The sequence below is a fragment of the Kineococcus mangrovi genome (assembly GCF_041320705.1).
In the GTDB taxonomy this organism is placed as follows: domain Bacteria; phylum Actinomycetota; class Actinomycetes; order Actinomycetales; family Kineococcaceae; genus Kineococcus; species Kineococcus mangrovi.
Genome location: NZ_JBGGTQ010000001.1, coordinates 636,864 through 653,316, shown reverse-complemented (window position 1 = coordinate 653,316; position 16,453 = coordinate 636,864). Strand labels below are relative to the sequence as shown.

Below are 16,453 nucleotides of genomic sequence, written 5' to 3'. Positions count from 1 at the left end.
TGCCCCTTTGGGGTGGGAGGCTCCCTGGAGATGACGGGGTTGATAGGCCGGGTGTGGAAGCAGCGACTAGCGAGTTGTGGAGCTGACCGGTACTAATAGGCCGATCGCTTGTCTACTACGCACCAGCTGCCACCAAGTGTGGTGGGTGGTGTGAGGCGAGTGTGACAAACATTGATGACACTGCTTGAGTGTTCGCGTCCATTGTGTGGTTCTCGGGAGAGAACTCTAGTTCGATCCTGGCCTATGTGGTCCGGTGGTCATAGCGGTGGGGAAACGCCCGGTCTCATTCCGAACCCGGAAGCTAAGCCCACCTGCGCCGATGGTACTGCTCGGGAGACTGGGTGGGAGAGTAGGACACCGCCGGCCACTCATCTTTGATGAGGGTGATGGGGAGCACCTCCGCGAGGAGGTCGCTCCCCATCGTCGTGTCCGGCTCGTGTGAGACGCTGGACCGCTCGCTCGGCGAGCTCAACGTGAACAGTGACGAGGACAACCGTGCTCAGCGCGGCGGTGGGGAGATCGGCATGGCAGAAGCAGGTTCGCGCGGTCGCGGGAACGGCGAGCGTCGTCCGACCGGCGGTGCCCGTGGTGGTTCCGGCGGCTTCCGCTCCGGTGGTCCTGGTCGTTCCGACGGTCCGCAGCGCCCCGACCGGGGTGAGCGCGCAGACCGGTACGAGCGTGACCGTCCTCGTCGTTCGTCCCAGGGGGAGGACCAGCGTCCTGGTCGACCGGTGCACGACTCGGCGCGCCAGGGGGATCGTGTCCAGCGTTCCTACGGTGACCGCCAGCGGGACGAGCGCGCCCGTCGTGCTGACCGCCCCTGGGAGGACCGCGGGCCCCGTGCGGAACGTCCGCGTCGCGACGACGCGCGACCGCGCCGGGAGGACCGTCCACGCGGCGGCGAAGACCGCCTGCGCTCCGACCGCCCGCAGCGTGACTCGTTCCGCCGCGACGCCCCCCGCGACGAGGCCCGCAGCGGCTCCCGCGGTGGTCCTCGGGGCGACGCCCGTTCGGGGGAGCGTCCCGGTGCGCGTGGTGGTGGGAGCCGTCCGGACCGGGGGTCGCGTCCCGATCGCGGTGACCGCCCGTTCCGCGACCGCCCGCAGCGCGGGGACGAACGCCCCCGTCGCACCGACCGCGGGCCGGTCCGTTCCGCCGGGGCCGACCGTGGACGGGAGTCCCGTCCGCCGCGTCCCGTCGGCCCGCGCATCCCGGACGGTGTGACGGGCAAGGAGCTGGCCCCCGACGTCCGTCGTGCGCTGCAGAGCCTCGCCGGTGAGAGCGCCGACGTCGTCGCCAAGCACCTCGTCGCCAGCGGTCAGCTCGTCGACGTCGACCCCGAGGCGGCGTGGCAGCACGCCCTCGCGGCGCAGAAGCGCGGCGGGCGCATCGCCGCCGTCCGTGAGGCCGCCGGGATCGCCGCGTACAAGGCGGGCCACTTCCGTGAAGCCCTGGCGGAGCTGCGCACCGTCCGCCGCATGACGGGTGACGACGGCTACCTGCCGCTCATGGCGGACTGCGAGCGCGGTCTGGGCCGCCCCGAGCGCGCGCTCGACCTCGCGACGTCGCCCGAGGTCGCTGGGCTGGACACGCCCGCGAAGGTGGAGATGCTCATCGTCGCGGCGGGGGCGCGGCACGACCTGGGCCAGCACGACGCCGCCGTGGTCTCGCTGCAGGTCCCGCAGCTGCGCACGAACAGCCGCGCTCCCTGGCGCGCGAGGCTCTGGTACGCCTACGCCGACGCGCTGATCTCCGTCGGGCGCGCGGGCGAGGCCCGCGACTGGCTCGTCAAGGCCGCCGAGGCGGACGCCGACGGTGAGACCGACGCCGCCGAGCGGCTCGACGAGATCGACGGGATCGTCTTCGACGAGGTGTGGGACGACGAGGACGACACCACCGACGAGGCCCGCGACGACCAGCCGCACGACGGGGACGACGCGACGGACGGGCGCTGACCGTGCGCGTCTACTGGCCGACGACGCTCGCCGCTCTGGCCCGCCTCGCCGACGCCGCAGAGCTCGCGGTGGCGCCGGTCACCGTGCACGCCGTGACGCCCACCCTCCGGGACTACTACGCGGACGCCGACCCGCGCGACCTGGAGGAGGAGCTGGAGTACGTGGCGATGACGGACGCCGCGGGGGAGTCGGTCCGGTTGCTGGCGGCGCAGACCGCGGGCACCGCACCTCGTCGGGTGGTCCTCGCGCTCGACGTCCCGGACGCGGCCGTCGAGGTGGAGCGCACCGGCTGGGCGGCTCCCGAGCGCTCACGGGTGCGGCTCACCGTCGCGCTCACGCTCGACGACCTCGCCAGCGTGCACGTCGACGACGGTGACGCCGAGGCGGACGTGCGTGCGGCGGTCGCCGCGCTGCCCGCCGCCGACGCCGGTGACGACGACGCCCGGTTCACGGTCGAGGCCTGCGAGGGGCACGACCTGCTCTGGTACGACGCGCGCGAGCTGCCGATCCTGCTCAGCGTCGGCCCCTGAGCCGGTTCACGACCCGGTGGACCACTCCTGCGCCAGCGCCGACTCCGACCGCACGAGCTGCAGCAGGCCCGGCAGGGCGGCCCGCTCGACCTGCCCGCCGAGCAGCGGGACCCGCACGTCGAGCGAGCCGTCGAGGGTGTGGACGCTGCCCGGCCCCTCGGGTGCCAGGACCGACGACGCCGTCAGCGTCACGGGGGCGTTGCGGATCGTCAAGGTCAGGTGCGACCGGCGGCTGCCGTCCGTAGCCGCCGGGTGCCAGCGCTCCACCTGCTCGACGACCGCCGTGCCGCCGAGGAAGCGGGCGGCGGCGGCGGGCAGCACGTCCGTGCTCACCGTCCGGGCGCTCGTGACGACGACGACCTCGCCGTCCGCGGTGACGGACTCGGTGTGCTCGAGGGCTCCGGAGCGTTCGGCGCGGGCGCGCAGGAAGGCCGGGTCGACGAGCACCGCGTGCACGGTGGCCGGTGGCGCGGTGAACCGCGTCTGCTCCGAGAACGGGGTGGGCACGGGCGTCACTCTAGGGGGCCGGTCGCGCGTCGCCCTGCGGAGCGCGCGGGCTCGCCACTAGGCTGGCAGCGCGTATCCACCCGCGACCCGGAGCACTGATGCCCGCCTCCTCCTCGGCCCCCGTCGGCAGCGTCCGTGAGCTCGTCCGAGCCGCCTCCAGCGCCCGAGACGACCGCTGGGGGGAGGGGATGCCCGAGGCGTTGTCGGCCGGCACCGCCGTCGAGCGGCTGCTGCTGGACTACTTCGCCCACACCGCGCCCGACGACCTCGCCGACCGCGCACCGGCCGAACTGCTCGCGGCCGTCGCCTCCCACGTGCGGTGCGGTGCGGTCCGCCGTCCGGGCACGACCCTCGTCCGCGTGGTCGACGGCCCGTCCTCCGGCTCCGGGGAGGGACGCTCGACCATCGAGGTCGTCACCGACGACATGTCCTTCCTGGTCGACAGCCTCACCTCCGCGCTGACCCGCGCCGGTCGGGCCATCCACCTCCTCGTCCACCCGCGGCTCGCCGCCCGGCGTGCCGCGGACGGGGCCCTGGAGGACCTGCACGACGTCAGCACGGCCCCGCCGTCGGAACCGGCCGAGTCGTGGATCCGCATCGAGGTCGACGCCGCCCCCGGACCCGAGGCCGACGCCGAGCTGCTGTCGAGCCTGCAGGGGGTCCTCGACGACGTCCGCGCCGCCGTCAACGGCTGGCAGCCCATGCGGGCCAGGGCGTTGCAGATCGCCGACGCCCTCCAGATCGACCCGCCCCAGGGCATCGCCGAGGCCGAGCTGCGGACCGCGGAGCGGTTCCTGCGCTGGATGGCCGACGACCGCTTCACGTTCCTCGGCTACCGCGAGTACGACCTCACGACCTCCGGGGGTGCCGAGGGGGGCGAGGACGTCCTGCTCGTCGCCCGGGCCGGCACGGGCCTCGGCGTCCTCGGCGAGCGCCCCGGACGGCCCGGGCCCCGGGAGCGCAAGCTGTCCGGGCCCGTGCGGGAGAAGGCGACCGAACCGCAGGTGCTCGTCGTCACGAAGGCCAACGCGCAGGCCACGGTGCACCGGCCGTCGTTCCTCGACTACGTCGGCGTCAAGAAGTTCGACGCCGACGGCCGGGTCACGGGGGAGTTCCGCTTCCTGGGCCTGTTCACCTCCGTCGCCTACACCGACTCCGTCAAGCGCGTCCCCGTGGTGGCCGAGAAGGCCACCGAGGTCCTGCAGCGCGCCGGGTTCGGCTCGGGCGGGCACTCGGCCAAGGACCTGCTGAGCATCCTGGAGACGTTCCCCCGCGACGAGCTGCTGCAGTCCGACGTCGACACGGTCCTGGAGACGTCGCTGGCCGTCCTGCGCCTGCAGGAGCGGCGCCGGACGCGGTTGTTCCTGCGCCGCGACGACTACCGCCGCTTCATGTCCTGCCTCGTCTACATGCCCCGCGACCGGTACACGACGCGGGTCGGTGCCCGCATCGAGTCGCTGCTGCAGGACGCCTTCGACGGGGGGTCCGTCGAGCACACCCTGCGGGTCTCCGAATCGGTCCTGGCCCGGTTGCACGTCGTCGTCCGCGCCCGGCCGGGCGAGGAGCTCACCGACGTCGACGTCTCCCAGCTCGAGGCGGACGTCGCGCGCGCGGCCCGCTCCTGGGAGGACGACGTCGTCGACGACGCCCGCGGCCGGGCCGGTGACGCCGGGGCCGCGCTCGTGCGGCGCTGGGCGGGCGGCATCCCCGACGGGTACCGGGCCTCCGTCCCCGTGGACCGGGCCGTCGCGGACCTGCAGCGCGCGGAGGAGCTGCTCGACCGCTCCGGGGAGGACACCGACCTGCCCCTGCTCGACCTGCGGGAGGACCCCGAGCAGCCCCGCACGTGGCGGCTGACGAGCTACCGGACGAGCCCGGTCACCCTCAGCGCCGTCCTGCCCGTCCTGTCCGACCTCGGCGTGGAGGTGACCGACGAACGGCCGCACCAGCTGACCCGGGAGGACGGCCGCCGGGTGTGGGTCGACGACGTCGGCCTGCGGCTGCCGGTCGACGTGTGGCACCTGGACGCCGACCCGGTCGCGGCCCGCACCCGCTTCACCGAGGCGTTCGCGGCGGCCTGGTCGGGGCGTGCGGAGAGCGACAGCCTCGCCCGCCTCGTCCTGGTCGCTCAGCTGACGTGGCGGCAGGTCGCCGTCGTGCGCGCCCTCGTCCGCTACCTGCGGCAGGTGGGTCTGGCGTACTCGCTGGACTACGTGGCGAACTGCCTGCTCAGCGACGTGGGCATCACCCGGCTGGTCGTCCGCCTCTTCGAGGCCCGGTTCGCTCCGACCCGGCCGGGGCACGAGGACGAGCGGGCCGAACTCGTCGACGCCCTCGCCGAGGAGACGCGCGGGGCGCTCGACGGCGTCGCGAGCCTGGACGCCGACCGCATCCTGCGCGCCCTGCTGTCCGTCGTGCAGGCCGTCGTGCGCACCAACGCCTACCAGGACGGCCCCGACGGGGAGCCCCACCCCCACCTGTCGTTCAAGCTCTCGCCGCGCCTGGTGGCCGGGATGCCCGAACCCGTCCCGCACGCCGAGGTCTGGGTGTACTCACCGCGCGTGGAGGGCGTGCACCTGCGGTTCGGGGAGGTCGCCCGCGGCGGGTTGCGCTGGTCGGACCGGCGCGAGGACTTCCGCACGGAGGTCCTGGGGCTGGTGAAGGCGCAGATCGTCAAGAACGCCGTCATCGTCCCCACCGGGGCCAAGGGCGGTTTCGTGGCCAGGCAGCTGCCGGACCCGGCGGTGGACCGGGACGCGTGGTGGGCCGAGGGCATCGCCTGCTACCGGACGTTCATCGCCGGTCTGCTGGACATCACCGACGATCTGCGGCGCGTGGACGGGGTGCGCACCACCGTGCCGCCCGTGGACGTCGTCCGCTACGACGGTGACGACTCCTACCTCGTCGTCGCGGCCGACAAGGGGACGGCGACGTTCTCCGACATCGCCAACGAGATCGCCGTCTCCCGGGGTTTCTGGCTGGGGGACGCGTTCGCCTCCGGCGGGTCCGTCGGGTACGACCACAAGGCCATGGGCATCACCGCCCGCGGGGCCTGGGAGAGCGTGCGGCGGCACTTCCGCGAACTGGGCCACGACACCCGCTCCGAACCGTTCACGGTCGTGGGCGTCGGGGACATGAGCGGGGACGTCTTCGGCAACGGGATGCTGCTCTCGCAGCAGATCCGGCTCGTCGCGGCGTTCGACCACCGGCACGTGTTCCTCGACCCCGACCCGGACCCGGCCGTCTCGCACGCCGAGCGCGCGCGGTTGTTCGCGCTGCCGCGCTCGTCCTGGGCCGACTACGACACCTCCCTCATCTCCGAGGGCGGGGGCGTCCACCCGCGCACCGCGAAGTCCGTGCCGATCAGCCCGCAGGTCGCGCAGCGCCTCGGTCTGGAACCCGGGACGCGGTCGATGTCGCCGGTCGACCTGCTCAAGGCGGTCCTGGGCGCCCCCGTCGACCTGTTCTGGAACGGCGGCATCGGCACGTACGTCAAGGCCTCGACGGAATCGCACGCCGACGTCGGCGACAAGGCCAACGACGCCATCCGCATCGACGGCCGCGACCTGCGCGTCCGCGTCGTCGGTGAAGGCGGCAACCTCGGCCTCACCCAGCGCGGGCGCGTCGAGGCGGCGCAGTCCGGGGCCGGCGGTGCGGGCGTCAAGCTGAACACGGACGCCATCGACAACTCCGCCGGCGTCGACTGCAGCGACCACGAGGTCAACATCAAGATCCTCCTGGACCACCTCGTCACCCAGGGTCAGCTCGACCCGGCCGACCGGGACGAGACGCTGTTGCGGATGACCGACGAGGTCGGCCGGCTCGTGCTGCGCGACAACTACGACCAGAACGTCGTGCTGAGCGTCGAGGGGAGTTTCGCTGCCGGCCTGCTGCCGGCGCACCGGAGGTTCCTCGACGTGCTCGTGCGCGCCGGGGACGTCGACCGGAGGCTGGAGGCCCTGCCGTCGTCGACCGAGCTGGACCGCCGGGCGCGCGAGGGCGGCGGGCTGACGATGCCGGAACTGTCCGTCCTCATCGCCCACGCCAAGATCAGCCTCGGGCGCGCCGTGCTGGACAGCGCGCTGCCGGACCAGGAGTGGGTCGCCTCGACGCTGCGCGGGTACTTCCCGGCCGAGCTCGGGGAACGGTTCGGCGACCACCTGGACGACCACCCGCTGCGACGGGAGATCGCCACCACGGTCCTCGTCAACCACGTCGTCGGGACGGGTGGTCTGACGTTCGCGTTCCGCGCCGCGGAGGAGACGGGGTCGGACCCGGCCGACGTCGTGCGGGCCTTCGTCGTGGCCTCGGAGGTGTTCGGGTTGCCCGAGCGCGCTGCGGCCGTGGAGGCCCTGGACGGTCAGGTGCAGGCGTACGCCCAGTCGCGGATGCGCCAGGTCCACCAGCGGTTGCTGGACCGCTCGGTGCGCTGGTTGCTGCACACCCGGCCCGAGGGGATCGACGTGGCCGCCGAGATCGACCGGTTCGCCCCCGCCGTGGCCCGGCTGGCGCCTTCGATCGTCGACCTCGACGACTCCGCGACCCTGCAGTCGGAGGCGGAGTGGTTCACCGAGCGCGGCGTGCCGGCCGACGAGGCGCTGCGGACGGTGGCGCTGCTGTCGCTCTTCCCCCTGCTGGACGTCGTGGAGGTCGCCGCCGCGAGCGGGCGCGGCGTCGAGGAGATCGCGGCGGTCTGGTACGAGCTGTCCCGCCGCTACGGCGTGACCACGGTGCTGGAGGGGATCGCCGCCCTGCCGCGCAGCGACCGGTGGCAGTCCCTGGCCCGGGCGGCGCTGCGGGACGACCTGTACTCGGCCGTGCGCGACTTCACCGCGGCCGTGGTCGCCGAGGTGCCCGGCGGTGCCCCCGTCGACGCGGCGGACGCCGTCCAGGCGTGGGAGACCGCGCACGCTCCGGCGGTGCGCCGCGCGCAGCAGACGATGACCGACCTGGAAGGCGAACCCGGCGCCGGCGACCTCGCGGCCCTGTCCGTGGGGCTGCGGGCCCTGCGCACCGTCCTGCGGGCGGGCTGAGCGGGGTCCGCCGGTGGTGGGCCCGTACGCTCGTGCGGTGCCCACCATGTCGGACCTGCTGCACTCCCAGACCGCGATCTCGGGCGCGGAGGCGGAGTGGTTGCGGCTGCTCGTCGGCGACTGGCAGCTCATCTCGGACCTGTCCTTCGCCGACCTGGTCCTGTGGGTCCCGGCGGCCGACCGCCAGCACTTCGTGGCGGTCGCGCACTGCCGCCCCACGACCGGCCCGACCGTCCACTACGACGACGTCGTCGGGGCGCTGCTCGAGCGCGGCCGGCGACCGCAGGTGGACACGACGTTCGACGAGGCCCGCAGCCTGCGCGGACGCGACCCGGAGTGGGACGACGACGTCCCCGTGCGCGAGGAGACCATCCCGGTCGTCCGCGAGGGCGTCGTCCTCGGCGTGCTGGCCCGGCACACGAACCTGGCCACGTCGCGGACGCCGAGCCGCCTGGAACTGAACTACGTCAAGTGCGCCGACGACCTCACGCGCATGATCGCGGCGGGGGAGTTCCCGCAGACGGCCGCCCCGACCGGCCCGCGCCGCGGGGCCCCGCGCGTCGGGGACGGGATGCTGCGCCTCGACGCCGACGGGGTCGTCACCTACGCCAGCCCGAACGCCCTGTCGGCGTTCCACCGGGCCGGGCTCATCGGGGAGCTCGTCGGGGCCAACCTCGCCGAGATCTCCAGCTCGCTGGCCGCCTCCCACCTGCCCGTCGACGAGTCGCTGCCCCTCGTCGTCACCGGGCGTGCCCCGTGGCGCACCGACCTCGAGACGGACGCGGCGACCCTGTCGATGCGGGCGATCCCGTTGACGCGCAAGGAGAACGGGGCGGCGGTGCGGGTCGCGGCGCTGCTGCTCGTGCGCGACGTGTCCGAACTGCGCCGCCGCGAGCGCGAGCTGATGACCAAGGACGCGACGATCCGCGAGGTGCACCACCGGGTCAAGAACAACCTGCAGACCGTGGCCGCGCTGCTGCGGCTGCAGTCGCGGCGCATCGGTTCGGAGGAGGGTCGGTCGGCGCTGCAGGAGGCGATGCGCCGGGTCGCCACCATCGCCACGGTGCACGAGACGCTGTCGCAGGGCATCGACGAGAACGTCGACTTCGACCAGGTCCTCGACCGCTGCCTCATGATGGCCGCCGAGGTCGCGATGGAGAACGCCGAACGCGTCCGCACCGTCCGCGAGGGCAGGTTCGGCGAGCTGCGGCAGGAGGACGCCACCGCGCTGGCCCTCGTCCTGACCGAGCTGGTGACGAACGCCGTCGAGCACGGCTTCGGATCCGACAAGGCCGGGACGGTCGTGGTGAAGGTCGAGCACACCGCCGACGACCGGATCGAGGTCGTGGTCAGCGACGACGGGGTCGGGCTGCCGGCGGACTTCCAGGTCGGCAGCTCCGGTCTGGGCACGCAGATCGTCCGCTCGCTCGTGGCGGGGGAGCTGCGGGGCCGGATGGAGTTCGGGGCGAGCGAGTCCGGCGGCACCGAGGTCCGGCTGGACCTGCGCGTGCGGCGCGACGTCGCCCAGATCGGCAGCGTCCGCAACTGAGCCGACGACCGGGTCGCCACGTCAACGAGGCCCCCGACCAACACGGTCGAGGGCCTCGCTGACGTGGTGCCGGGGTCAGCTCGCGCGACGGGCGCGCGCGGCGCGGCGCTTGAGCGCGCGGCGCTCGTCCTCGCTCATGCCACCCCACACACCGGCGTCCTGGCCGGTCTCCAGCGCCCACTTCAGGCAGGAGTCGACGACGTCGCAACGGCGGCAGACGGCCTTGGCCTCTTCGATCTGCAGGATTGCGGGCCCCGTGTTCCCGATGGGGAAGAAGAGTTCGGGGTCTTCGTCGAGGCAGGCGGCATTGTGGCGCCAGTCCATGGGTGTTCCACTCCTTCTCGCGTGTTCGGTCTCAGGACACGCGTGTCAACCTCGTGGAAACGAGCTGGACACGCGGGATCCCTGAGCACCGGCAACGCCGGCGGTGCCGGGACACGTGATCGCCACCTGCAACTTCCCAGGTGGCGACGTGTGTCGGGGATCGCGTCGGGATCCAGAGTCACATCTCGTGCGCGCTTCCACAAGAGGTGGGGCCGGGTCGATCGTGAGGAACGCATGTCGAGTACGTCACACGCTCGTAACACGGCAGACCCCTCCCGGTAATCCGCGCTCCTCCGGCGCGCCCCCGTCGACACGCCGTGCGGTGACCCTCCGTCGGGGGACGCGCAGCCGCGGTGCGGGGATGCCCCCGCCGCCCTGCCGTACCGTGCTCCCGTGCCGTCCGTCCCCGCGTCCAAGGCTGCGACACGTCGCCCGCGCCCGCCACTGCTGACGGCCGTCGCCGCGGTCGTCGGGCTGGAGGCCCTGCTCCTGCTCGTCGGTGCCGGCTACCTCGTCCACGGGCTGCTCGTGGAGGGCTCGCGGGCACCGCTCGCCGTCGTCTCGGTCGTCGTGCTCGCCGTCGCCTTCGCCGCGGGCATCGCGTTGTGCGCCCACGGGCTGCTCCGGAGCGCGACGTGGGCGCGCTCGCCGCTCCTCGTGTGGCAGGTCCTGCAGATCGCGGCCGGGCTGCCGGCCTTCACCGGCGGGTCGCCGTGGCTGGGGGCGCTGCTCGTGCTGCCGGCCGTCGCCGTGGGGATCGGGCTGTTCCTGCCGGCGGTCTCGGCCGAGGTGGGCCGCTGACGGCCCCTCAGGCCCCGTCGACGTCGCCGAGGCCCTCGCGCAACCGCGCCAGCGTCCGGTTCAGCAGCCGCGACACGTGCATCTGCGAGATCCCGACCTCGGCCGCGATCTGCGACTGCGACATCCCGCGGACGAAGCGCAGCACGAGGATCCGGCGTTCGCGCACGGGCAGCGCCGCCAGCAGCGGGCGCAGCGCCTCGCGGTTCTCCACGCTCTCCAGCGCCGCGTCGTCCTCGCCGAGCGCGAGGGCGGGGGAGGACGGCGACCCGGTGTCCAGCGGGACGGTCGAGTAGGCGTTGGCGGCCTCGAGCACTTCCACGACGTCGTCGGCGTCGTGGCCGGTGCGCTCGGCCAGCTCGGTCACCGTCGGGGCGCGGCCCAGTTCCTGCGTGAGCACCTCGCGGGTGTCGGCGAGCAGGCGGCCGGCCTCCTGCACCCGGCGCGGGACGCGCATGGCCCAGCCGCGGTCGCGGAAGTGCCGCTTGATCTCACCGAGCATCGTCGGCACCGCGTAGGCGCCGAACGGCACCCCCCGCGCGGGGTCGAAGCGGTCGAGGGCCTTGAGCAGGCCGATGGTCGCGACCTGCGCGAGGTCGTCCTGCGGTTCCCCCCGGCCGGCGAAGCGGGCGGCCAGGTGCTCGGCGAGGGGGAGGTGGCGCCGGGTCAGCTGCTCGCGCAGGCGGGCCCGCTCGGGGTCGTCGGGAGCGAGGGAGGCCATGCGCTCCAGGAGCGGGGTGTCGGCGTCGTGCTCGCCCCCGCGCGCTGCCGGCACGTCCCGCGCCGGCGAACGGTGCGACGTACCGTTCACCCGACCCCCGCGACCACGCCGAGCGGCGCGCCCGACGTCTTGCTGTGCCGCAGCACGATCCAGGCCCCGGTGGCCGAGGTCCCCGTGAAGACCTCCCCGACCAGGGCCTCCAGGACCGCCCAGGCGAAGCTCGAGCGCTCGGGCAGCTCGCGGGCCGGTCCCCGCACCTCCACCTCCAGCGACCCCTCCCCGAGGCGGAAGGTCGCCACGAGGTCGGCCTCGGACGGGCTCGGGCCCAGCAGCAGCGTGCACGCCTCGTCGACGGCGATGCGCAGGTCCTCGATCTCGTCGAGGGTCAGGTCCAGACGGGCGGCCAACCCGGCGCTCGCGGTGCGCACGACGGTCAGGTAGGCCGGGTCGGCCGGCACCCGCAGCTCCACCAGGTCGGTGGAGGCGTCCGCGGGCGGGTCGCCGGCCGGTTCACCGGTCGTGGGGGTCGACACGTGACTGGATCCTTTCGGGGCCGGGTTCGCTGTCGGGCTGATGCTCAACGTACAAGCGCGACTACGTCACGTCACGATCGGGGCATCACCGCCGAGGGTCGTCAACCGCTCGCCGTCCAGGCGCCAGACGGTCCAGTCGTCCTCCGGACGGGCGCCCAGGGCCTGGTAGAAGGCGTGCGCCGGACTGTTCCAGTCCAGCACCCAGAACTCCAGCCGCCCGAAGCCCCGCTGGGTGCAGATCCGCCCCAGCTCGGCGAAGAACGCCGACCCGATGCCGCCTCGGCGGTGCTCGGGCCGCACGTACAGGTCCTCCAACCACATGCCTTGCCGGCCCAGCCAGGTGGAGAACGTCGTGTACCACAGCGCCATGCCGACCACCTCGGGCCGACCGTCCACCTCGACCTCCGCCACGACGCACCCGATGCCGGTGCCCGGCTGCAGGGCCCGGGTGAAGTCCTCGGCCGTCGCCTGCGCGGCGTCCGGCTCGCGTTCGTACTCGGCCAGCTCGCGGACCAGCCCCGCGATGGCGGCCCCGTCCTCGGGGGTCGCGGTGCGCAGGGTCGCGCGGGGCGTCGGGGAGGTCACCCGACCACGGTAGGGCAGTCCGCCGCGGAGTCGGCGAGGCCGACCCGCACGCTGGTCCAGACCCCGTCGAGCACCACGAAGCCCGCGCCCGGGCCCGGACCGGGCGCCAGGACGGGGCGACGACCCAGGACGTCGGCGGGGACGCGGTCGGCACGGCCGAGCAGGACCGTGGTGCGGGCCAGCGTGCGGGCCACCGCCGCCACGCCCCGGAAGCTGCCCGCCAGCTCCTGCCCGTCGCCGGCGACCACGACGCGGGCCGCCCGCCCGTCCTGCAACGCACCCACCAGCGCCTCCTCCGTCGCCACCGGCAACGGTCGGGTCACGTCGTCGACGAGCACGAGCCGGCCCTCGGCCAGCGCCGTCCGCACGGTCCCCGCGTCCGCCGACCGCGCCCACACGCTGCCCGGGTCCTGCGCCGCCAGGGCCCGCAGCGCGGTGGTCCGGCCGCTGCCGGCCGGACCGGCCACGAGCAGCACGGGGTCCACGGCCACCGCGACCGGCCCGGCGTCGTCGCCGCCGCGGCCCAGGACGAGCCCCGCCGGGCTCGGCGCGGGCACCGGGCAGCGCCGCGGCAGGGGCGCCACCGACAGCCGGGTCGGGCGGGGCGGACCGGGCTCGCGGGGCCGCGCGACCTGCACCTCGGTGGCCCGGCCGTCGGCGACGAGCAGCCCCCGGCCGGGGACGGCGGCGCGCGGCACCTCCGCCGGGCGCACCCCGAGCAGGCTCGCGTCCCCACGGTCGGCCGTGCGCAGCAGCACCACCTGGCCCGCGGTGGCCGCGACGGCCCCCGTCAGGCACTGCCGGTCACCGGCCACCACGACCCGCAGCCCGGCCCCGGACCCCTCGCGCAGCAGCCGCAGCAGGGGGTCCGTGCCGGTGACGGGGTCGGCCGCCGCCAGCGCCGCCGACCACGACTCCCACCCGTCGACGACGAGCACCAGCAGCCCACCGGGGGTGGGGGCGGCCCGGCGGGCGTCGACCTCGGCCTGCAGCCGCTCAAGGACCCGGCCCGCCCGCCACACCTCCTCCCGCCCGACGACCGAGCCGGTTCCGCCGGTCCCGGCCAGGGCGCGCAACTCTCCGCCGCCGTCCAGGACGTGGACCTCGACGTCCGGGCGGTGGCCCGCCTCGACGGCGAGCCGGTGCAGCAGCGTGGTGCGCCCGCTGCGGACCCCGCCGACGACGAGCAGGTGCGACCCGGCGTCCAGGTCCCAGCGCACGACGGCGCGGTCCTGCCGCTCGGGCCGGTCGGCCAGACCCCACGCGAGACCCTCGCCCGCCGACCGCGGGAGGTCCTCCGGTCCGACGACCTCCGGCAGCGGCGGCAGCCACGGGGCCGGCGGCCGGCGCCGGCCGGCCGCAGCGGCACGGACCGTCTCCACCAGGGCCGGCAGCTCGTCGACCTCCGCCCGGGCGGGGACCGCCGGGACGAACGGGTCGACCGCCTCGACCGTCACCGCCCGCCGCGCCGGACCGCGCAGCCGGGCGGCCTGGAACGGGCGCACCCCCGCGGTCGTCGACCGCAGCAGCGCCCGGCCGGGGACGGTGAACGCCGCGGGCCGCGGATCGCCGACCACGTCCTCGGCGTCGGCGCGGTCCTGCACGCGCAGGGCCAGGCGCAGATCGGTGTTCGCCCGGATCTCCGGGCTCACCACACCGGCCGGCCGCTGGGTCGCCAGGACGAGGTGCACGCCGAGGGAGCGCCCCACGGCGGCGAGCCGGACGAGCCCGTCGACGAACTCGGGGACCTCCTGGGACAGGACGCGGAACTCGTCCACGACGACGACGAGCCGCGGCAGCACCCCGGGCTCGAGCGCGGCCACGTCGGCCGCTCCCGCCGCCGCCAGCACGCGCTCGCGGCGGCGCACCTCGGCCCGCAGGCTCCGCAGGACGCGGGCGGCGAGCTGGTCGTCGAGGTCGGTGACCAGCCCCGCGACGTGCGGCAGCCCCGTGCAGCCGCCGAAGGCCGCGCCGCCCTTGTAGTCCACGAGGACGAACTGCAGCCCCTCCGGCGGCGTCCGCAGGGCCAGGGCGAGCACCAGCGTGGTGAGCAGCACCGACTTGCCGGCCCCCGTCGTCCCCGCGAGCAGCGTGTGCGGACCGTCGCGGACGAGGTCCACGACGACGGGACCGGCCGCGTCGGCCCCCACGACGGCCGGCAGGCCCGGCGGCGGGTCGGCCCAGACCCGGCGGAGGGTGTCGGCGTCGGGGCGGCCGGTGAGGTCGAGCAGGTGGACGTCGACCGGCAGCGCGTCCGCCGCGGGCGTCCCGGCGTCGCGCAGGGGGGCGGCGGCCCGTGCGAGGTCGTCGGCCCACTCCTCGGTGACGCCGTCGGGACGGAACGGGTGGTCCCGACCGGCGGTCCGCACGACGGGGACCGGCGCGCCGAGGTCGACGACGCTGCGGCAGGCCGGGGGCAGCTCGGCGGGCTCGGCACCGGCGCACACGGTGTGCACCCCGACCCCGGGCCCGTCGGTGAGCAGCTCGGTCAGCCGGGCGTCGGCGTGCCACCGGGCGACCGGGTCCAGCACGACGACCAGGGCCGGGCCGGGACGGCCACCCGCTCGGGCCCGCACCTCGGCGAGGGGGCCGGCGAGCAGGTCGCCGTCGGCCGCCGGGCCCTCGTGGTGCGGCAGCGGGTGGGTCCACTCCCACTCCGGTCCCGTGACCAGGCGGACGTCGGCCGGGGACTGCCACGCCGCCAGCTGCACCAGCCACCAGCCGACGGCGGCCGCGACGCGGTCGCCGGGCCCGCTGACCCCGACCGCCCCCGCGGCGAGGTCCAGGACGACGGGGACGTCCCCGAGCCGGGACGCGGGTCCGGCGTCCTCGCGCACCGAGGCCGTGGACGAGGCCACCTCCCCGAGACCGACGCGGATCGTCAGGTGGTCGGGGTCGGTGGGGCGCCGGCGGAACAGCCGGTCGCCCCGGCCCGTCACCTCGGCCAGCACCTCGTCGGCGCCGGGGTGGCGCTCGCGCCGGGAGGTGGTCTCGCGCCGCAGCGCCTCACCGTGCTCGCGGCGGACCGCCGCGCGCGCCGCGGCCAGTTCGGCGGCGGCCCGCGCGGCCACCCGCCGGTGCCGGCGGCGCTGACCCCACCACTGGCCCCCCGCCACCACCGGGGAGGCCAGACCCAGCAGCAGCGACAGCGGCGTCCAGACGAGCGCGAGGACCACCGCCACGGCCAGCGGCACGAGCAGCCCGAGCCAGGGCGGGCCGGGCGCGTCGGCTCCCGGCGCGTCGGCGGGCCAGCGCCACGTGCGGACGTCGGGTTCGGCGAGCAGCCGGGGTGGGCGGTTCACCAGGAGGTGCCCCTGCCCGTCCGGTTGCACGGCGGCGGCCGCCACCGTCACCGGCCCGCGGCGCAGGACGGTGTCACCGACGGCGAACGACGACCCCGGGGCGAGGAGGAACTCCTCACCGGTGGGGTCGGCGCCGCCCGTCCGCAGCAGCCGCGTGCCGTTGAGCGAGCCGAGGTCGCGCACCGTCACGTCGGTGCAGGTCCCGGGGGAGTCGACACGGAGTTCGGCGTGCCGGCGCGAGACCGAGAGGTCGGTGAGCACCACCCCGGTGCCGGTCCCGTCCCGGCCGACCACGTGCCGCCCCGGCGCGAGGGGGAACCCCGTCCCGGCGTCCGGTCCGGCGGCGACGAGGAGCTCCACGTCGGCGGACCCGGCAGGACGGGTGGGGGGTGGCCACCGTGTCCCGGCCAGCAGCGGGGGGAACCCCAGGACCGCTCCGGCGTCCAGCCCCCACGCCCGCGGCCAGTCCCGCGGCCACGGCCCGGTCACCTCCTCGAACTCCTCCCGGGCCTCGGCCAGCGTCGTCCCGGCGGGGACCTCCACGAGCACGTCGACCCCCAGCACGGTCATCCGGAACGGCACCGGCGGAGCCTCGCACGGACCGCCGGCTCGACGG

General features: G+C 75.3%; 11 protein-coding genes and 2 rRNA genes. 7 read left to right on the top strand and 6 right to left on the bottom strand.

Annotated features, from left to right (window positions below; all coding sequences use genetic code 11):
- From AB2L28_RS03075 to AB2L28_RS03060, 4 genes are all read left to right on the top strand, one after another.
- Nucleotides 1-116 (top strand): 23S ribosomal RNA (locus tag AB2L28_RS03075); the annotation flags it as partial.
- Between the two features lie 133 nt (nucleotides 117-249).
- Nucleotides 250-366: ribosomal RNA gene (rrf, locus tag AB2L28_RS03070) — 5S ribosomal RNA — on the top strand.
- An 854-nt stretch (nucleotides 367-1,220) separates the two neighbouring features.
- Nucleotides 1,221-1,955, top strand: a complete 735-nt coding sequence (locus tag AB2L28_RS03065; RefSeq protein ID WP_370717236.1) for a hypothetical protein — start codon at nucleotides 1,221-1,223, stop codon at nucleotides 1,953-1,955.
- Between the two features lie 2 nt (nucleotides 1,956-1,957).
- Nucleotides 1,958-2,485 carry a DUF6912 family protein gene (locus AB2L28_RS03060; protein WP_370717235.1) on the top strand — a complete coding sequence of 176 codons (528 nt, stop codon included), beginning with the start codon at nucleotides 1,958-1,960 and terminating at the stop codon, nucleotides 2,483-2,485.
- A gap of 6 nt (nucleotides 2,486-2,491) precedes the next feature.
- Here the strand turns inward: AB2L28_RS03060 and AB2L28_RS03055 are convergent, their stop codons facing one another.
- Nucleotides 2,492-2,992, bottom strand: a complete 501-nt coding sequence (locus AB2L28_RS03055) for a DUF2505 domain-containing protein (protein ID WP_370717234.1) — start codon at nucleotides 2,990-2,992, stop codon at nucleotides 2,492-2,494.
- A 98-nt stretch (nucleotides 2,993-3,090) separates the two neighbouring features.
- On the opposite strand from AB2L28_RS03055, the gene AB2L28_RS03050 reads away from it, so the two are divergent.
- Entirely contained in the window at nucleotides 3,091-8,025 is a 4,935-nt protein-coding gene (locus AB2L28_RS03050; RefSeq protein ID WP_370717233.1) for an NAD-glutamate dehydrogenase, read from the top strand.
- A gap of 46 nt (nucleotides 8,026-8,071) precedes the next feature.
- The gene (locus tag AB2L28_RS03045) at nucleotides 8,072-9,574 is read left to right on the top strand and encodes a sensor histidine kinase (RefSeq protein ID WP_370717272.1); all 1,503 of its coding nucleotides are present in this window, start codon (nucleotides 8,072-8,074) and stop codon (nucleotides 9,572-9,574) included.
- Nucleotides 9,575-9,649: 75 nt separating this feature from the next.
- On the opposite strand, the gene AB2L28_RS03040 is transcribed toward AB2L28_RS03045, so the two are convergent.
- On the bottom strand, nucleotides 9,650-9,898 hold the full coding sequence (locus AB2L28_RS03040) for a WhiB family transcriptional regulator (RefSeq protein ID WP_179753353.1): 249 nt from the start codon (nucleotides 9,896-9,898) through the stop codon (nucleotides 9,650-9,652).
- Nucleotides 9,899-10,291: 393 nt separating this feature from the next.
- Between AB2L28_RS03040 and AB2L28_RS03035 the strand changes: the two genes are divergently transcribed.
- On the top strand, nucleotides 10,292-10,699 hold the full coding sequence (locus AB2L28_RS03035; RefSeq protein ID WP_370717232.1) for a hypothetical protein: 408 nt from the start codon (nucleotides 10,292-10,294) through the stop codon (nucleotides 10,697-10,699).
- 7 nt (nucleotides 10,700-10,706) lie between these two features.
- On the opposite strand, the gene AB2L28_RS03030 is transcribed toward AB2L28_RS03035, so the two are convergent.
- The 4 genes from AB2L28_RS03030 to AB2L28_RS03015 form a co-directional block, all read right to left on the bottom strand.
- Nucleotides 10,707-11,471: a SigB/SigF/SigG family RNA polymerase sigma factor gene (locus AB2L28_RS03030; RefSeq protein WP_370717231.1), complete on the bottom strand. Its 765-nt coding sequence runs from the start codon at nucleotides 11,469-11,471 to the stop codon at nucleotides 10,707-10,709.
- 32 nt (nucleotides 11,472-11,503) lie between these two features.
- Nucleotides 11,504-11,950 carry an ATP-binding protein gene (locus tag AB2L28_RS03025; RefSeq protein WP_370717230.1) on the bottom strand — a complete coding sequence of 149 codons (447 nt, stop codon included), beginning with the start codon at nucleotides 11,948-11,950 and terminating at the stop codon, nucleotides 11,504-11,506.
- A 66-nt stretch (nucleotides 11,951-12,016) separates the two neighbouring features.
- Entirely contained in the window at nucleotides 12,017-12,535 is a 519-nt protein-coding gene (locus AB2L28_RS03020; protein WP_370717229.1) for a GNAT family N-acetyltransferase, read from the bottom strand.
- Nucleotides 12,532-16,419 carry a type VII secretion EssC family protein gene (locus AB2L28_RS03015; RefSeq protein WP_370717228.1) on the bottom strand — a complete coding sequence of 1,296 codons (3,888 nt, stop codon included), beginning with the start codon at nucleotides 16,417-16,419 and terminating at the stop codon, nucleotides 12,532-12,534. The genes AB2L28_RS03020 and AB2L28_RS03015 overlap by 4 nt, the downstream gene beginning before the upstream one ends.
- Nucleotides 16,420-16,453: the final 34 nt, after the last annotated feature.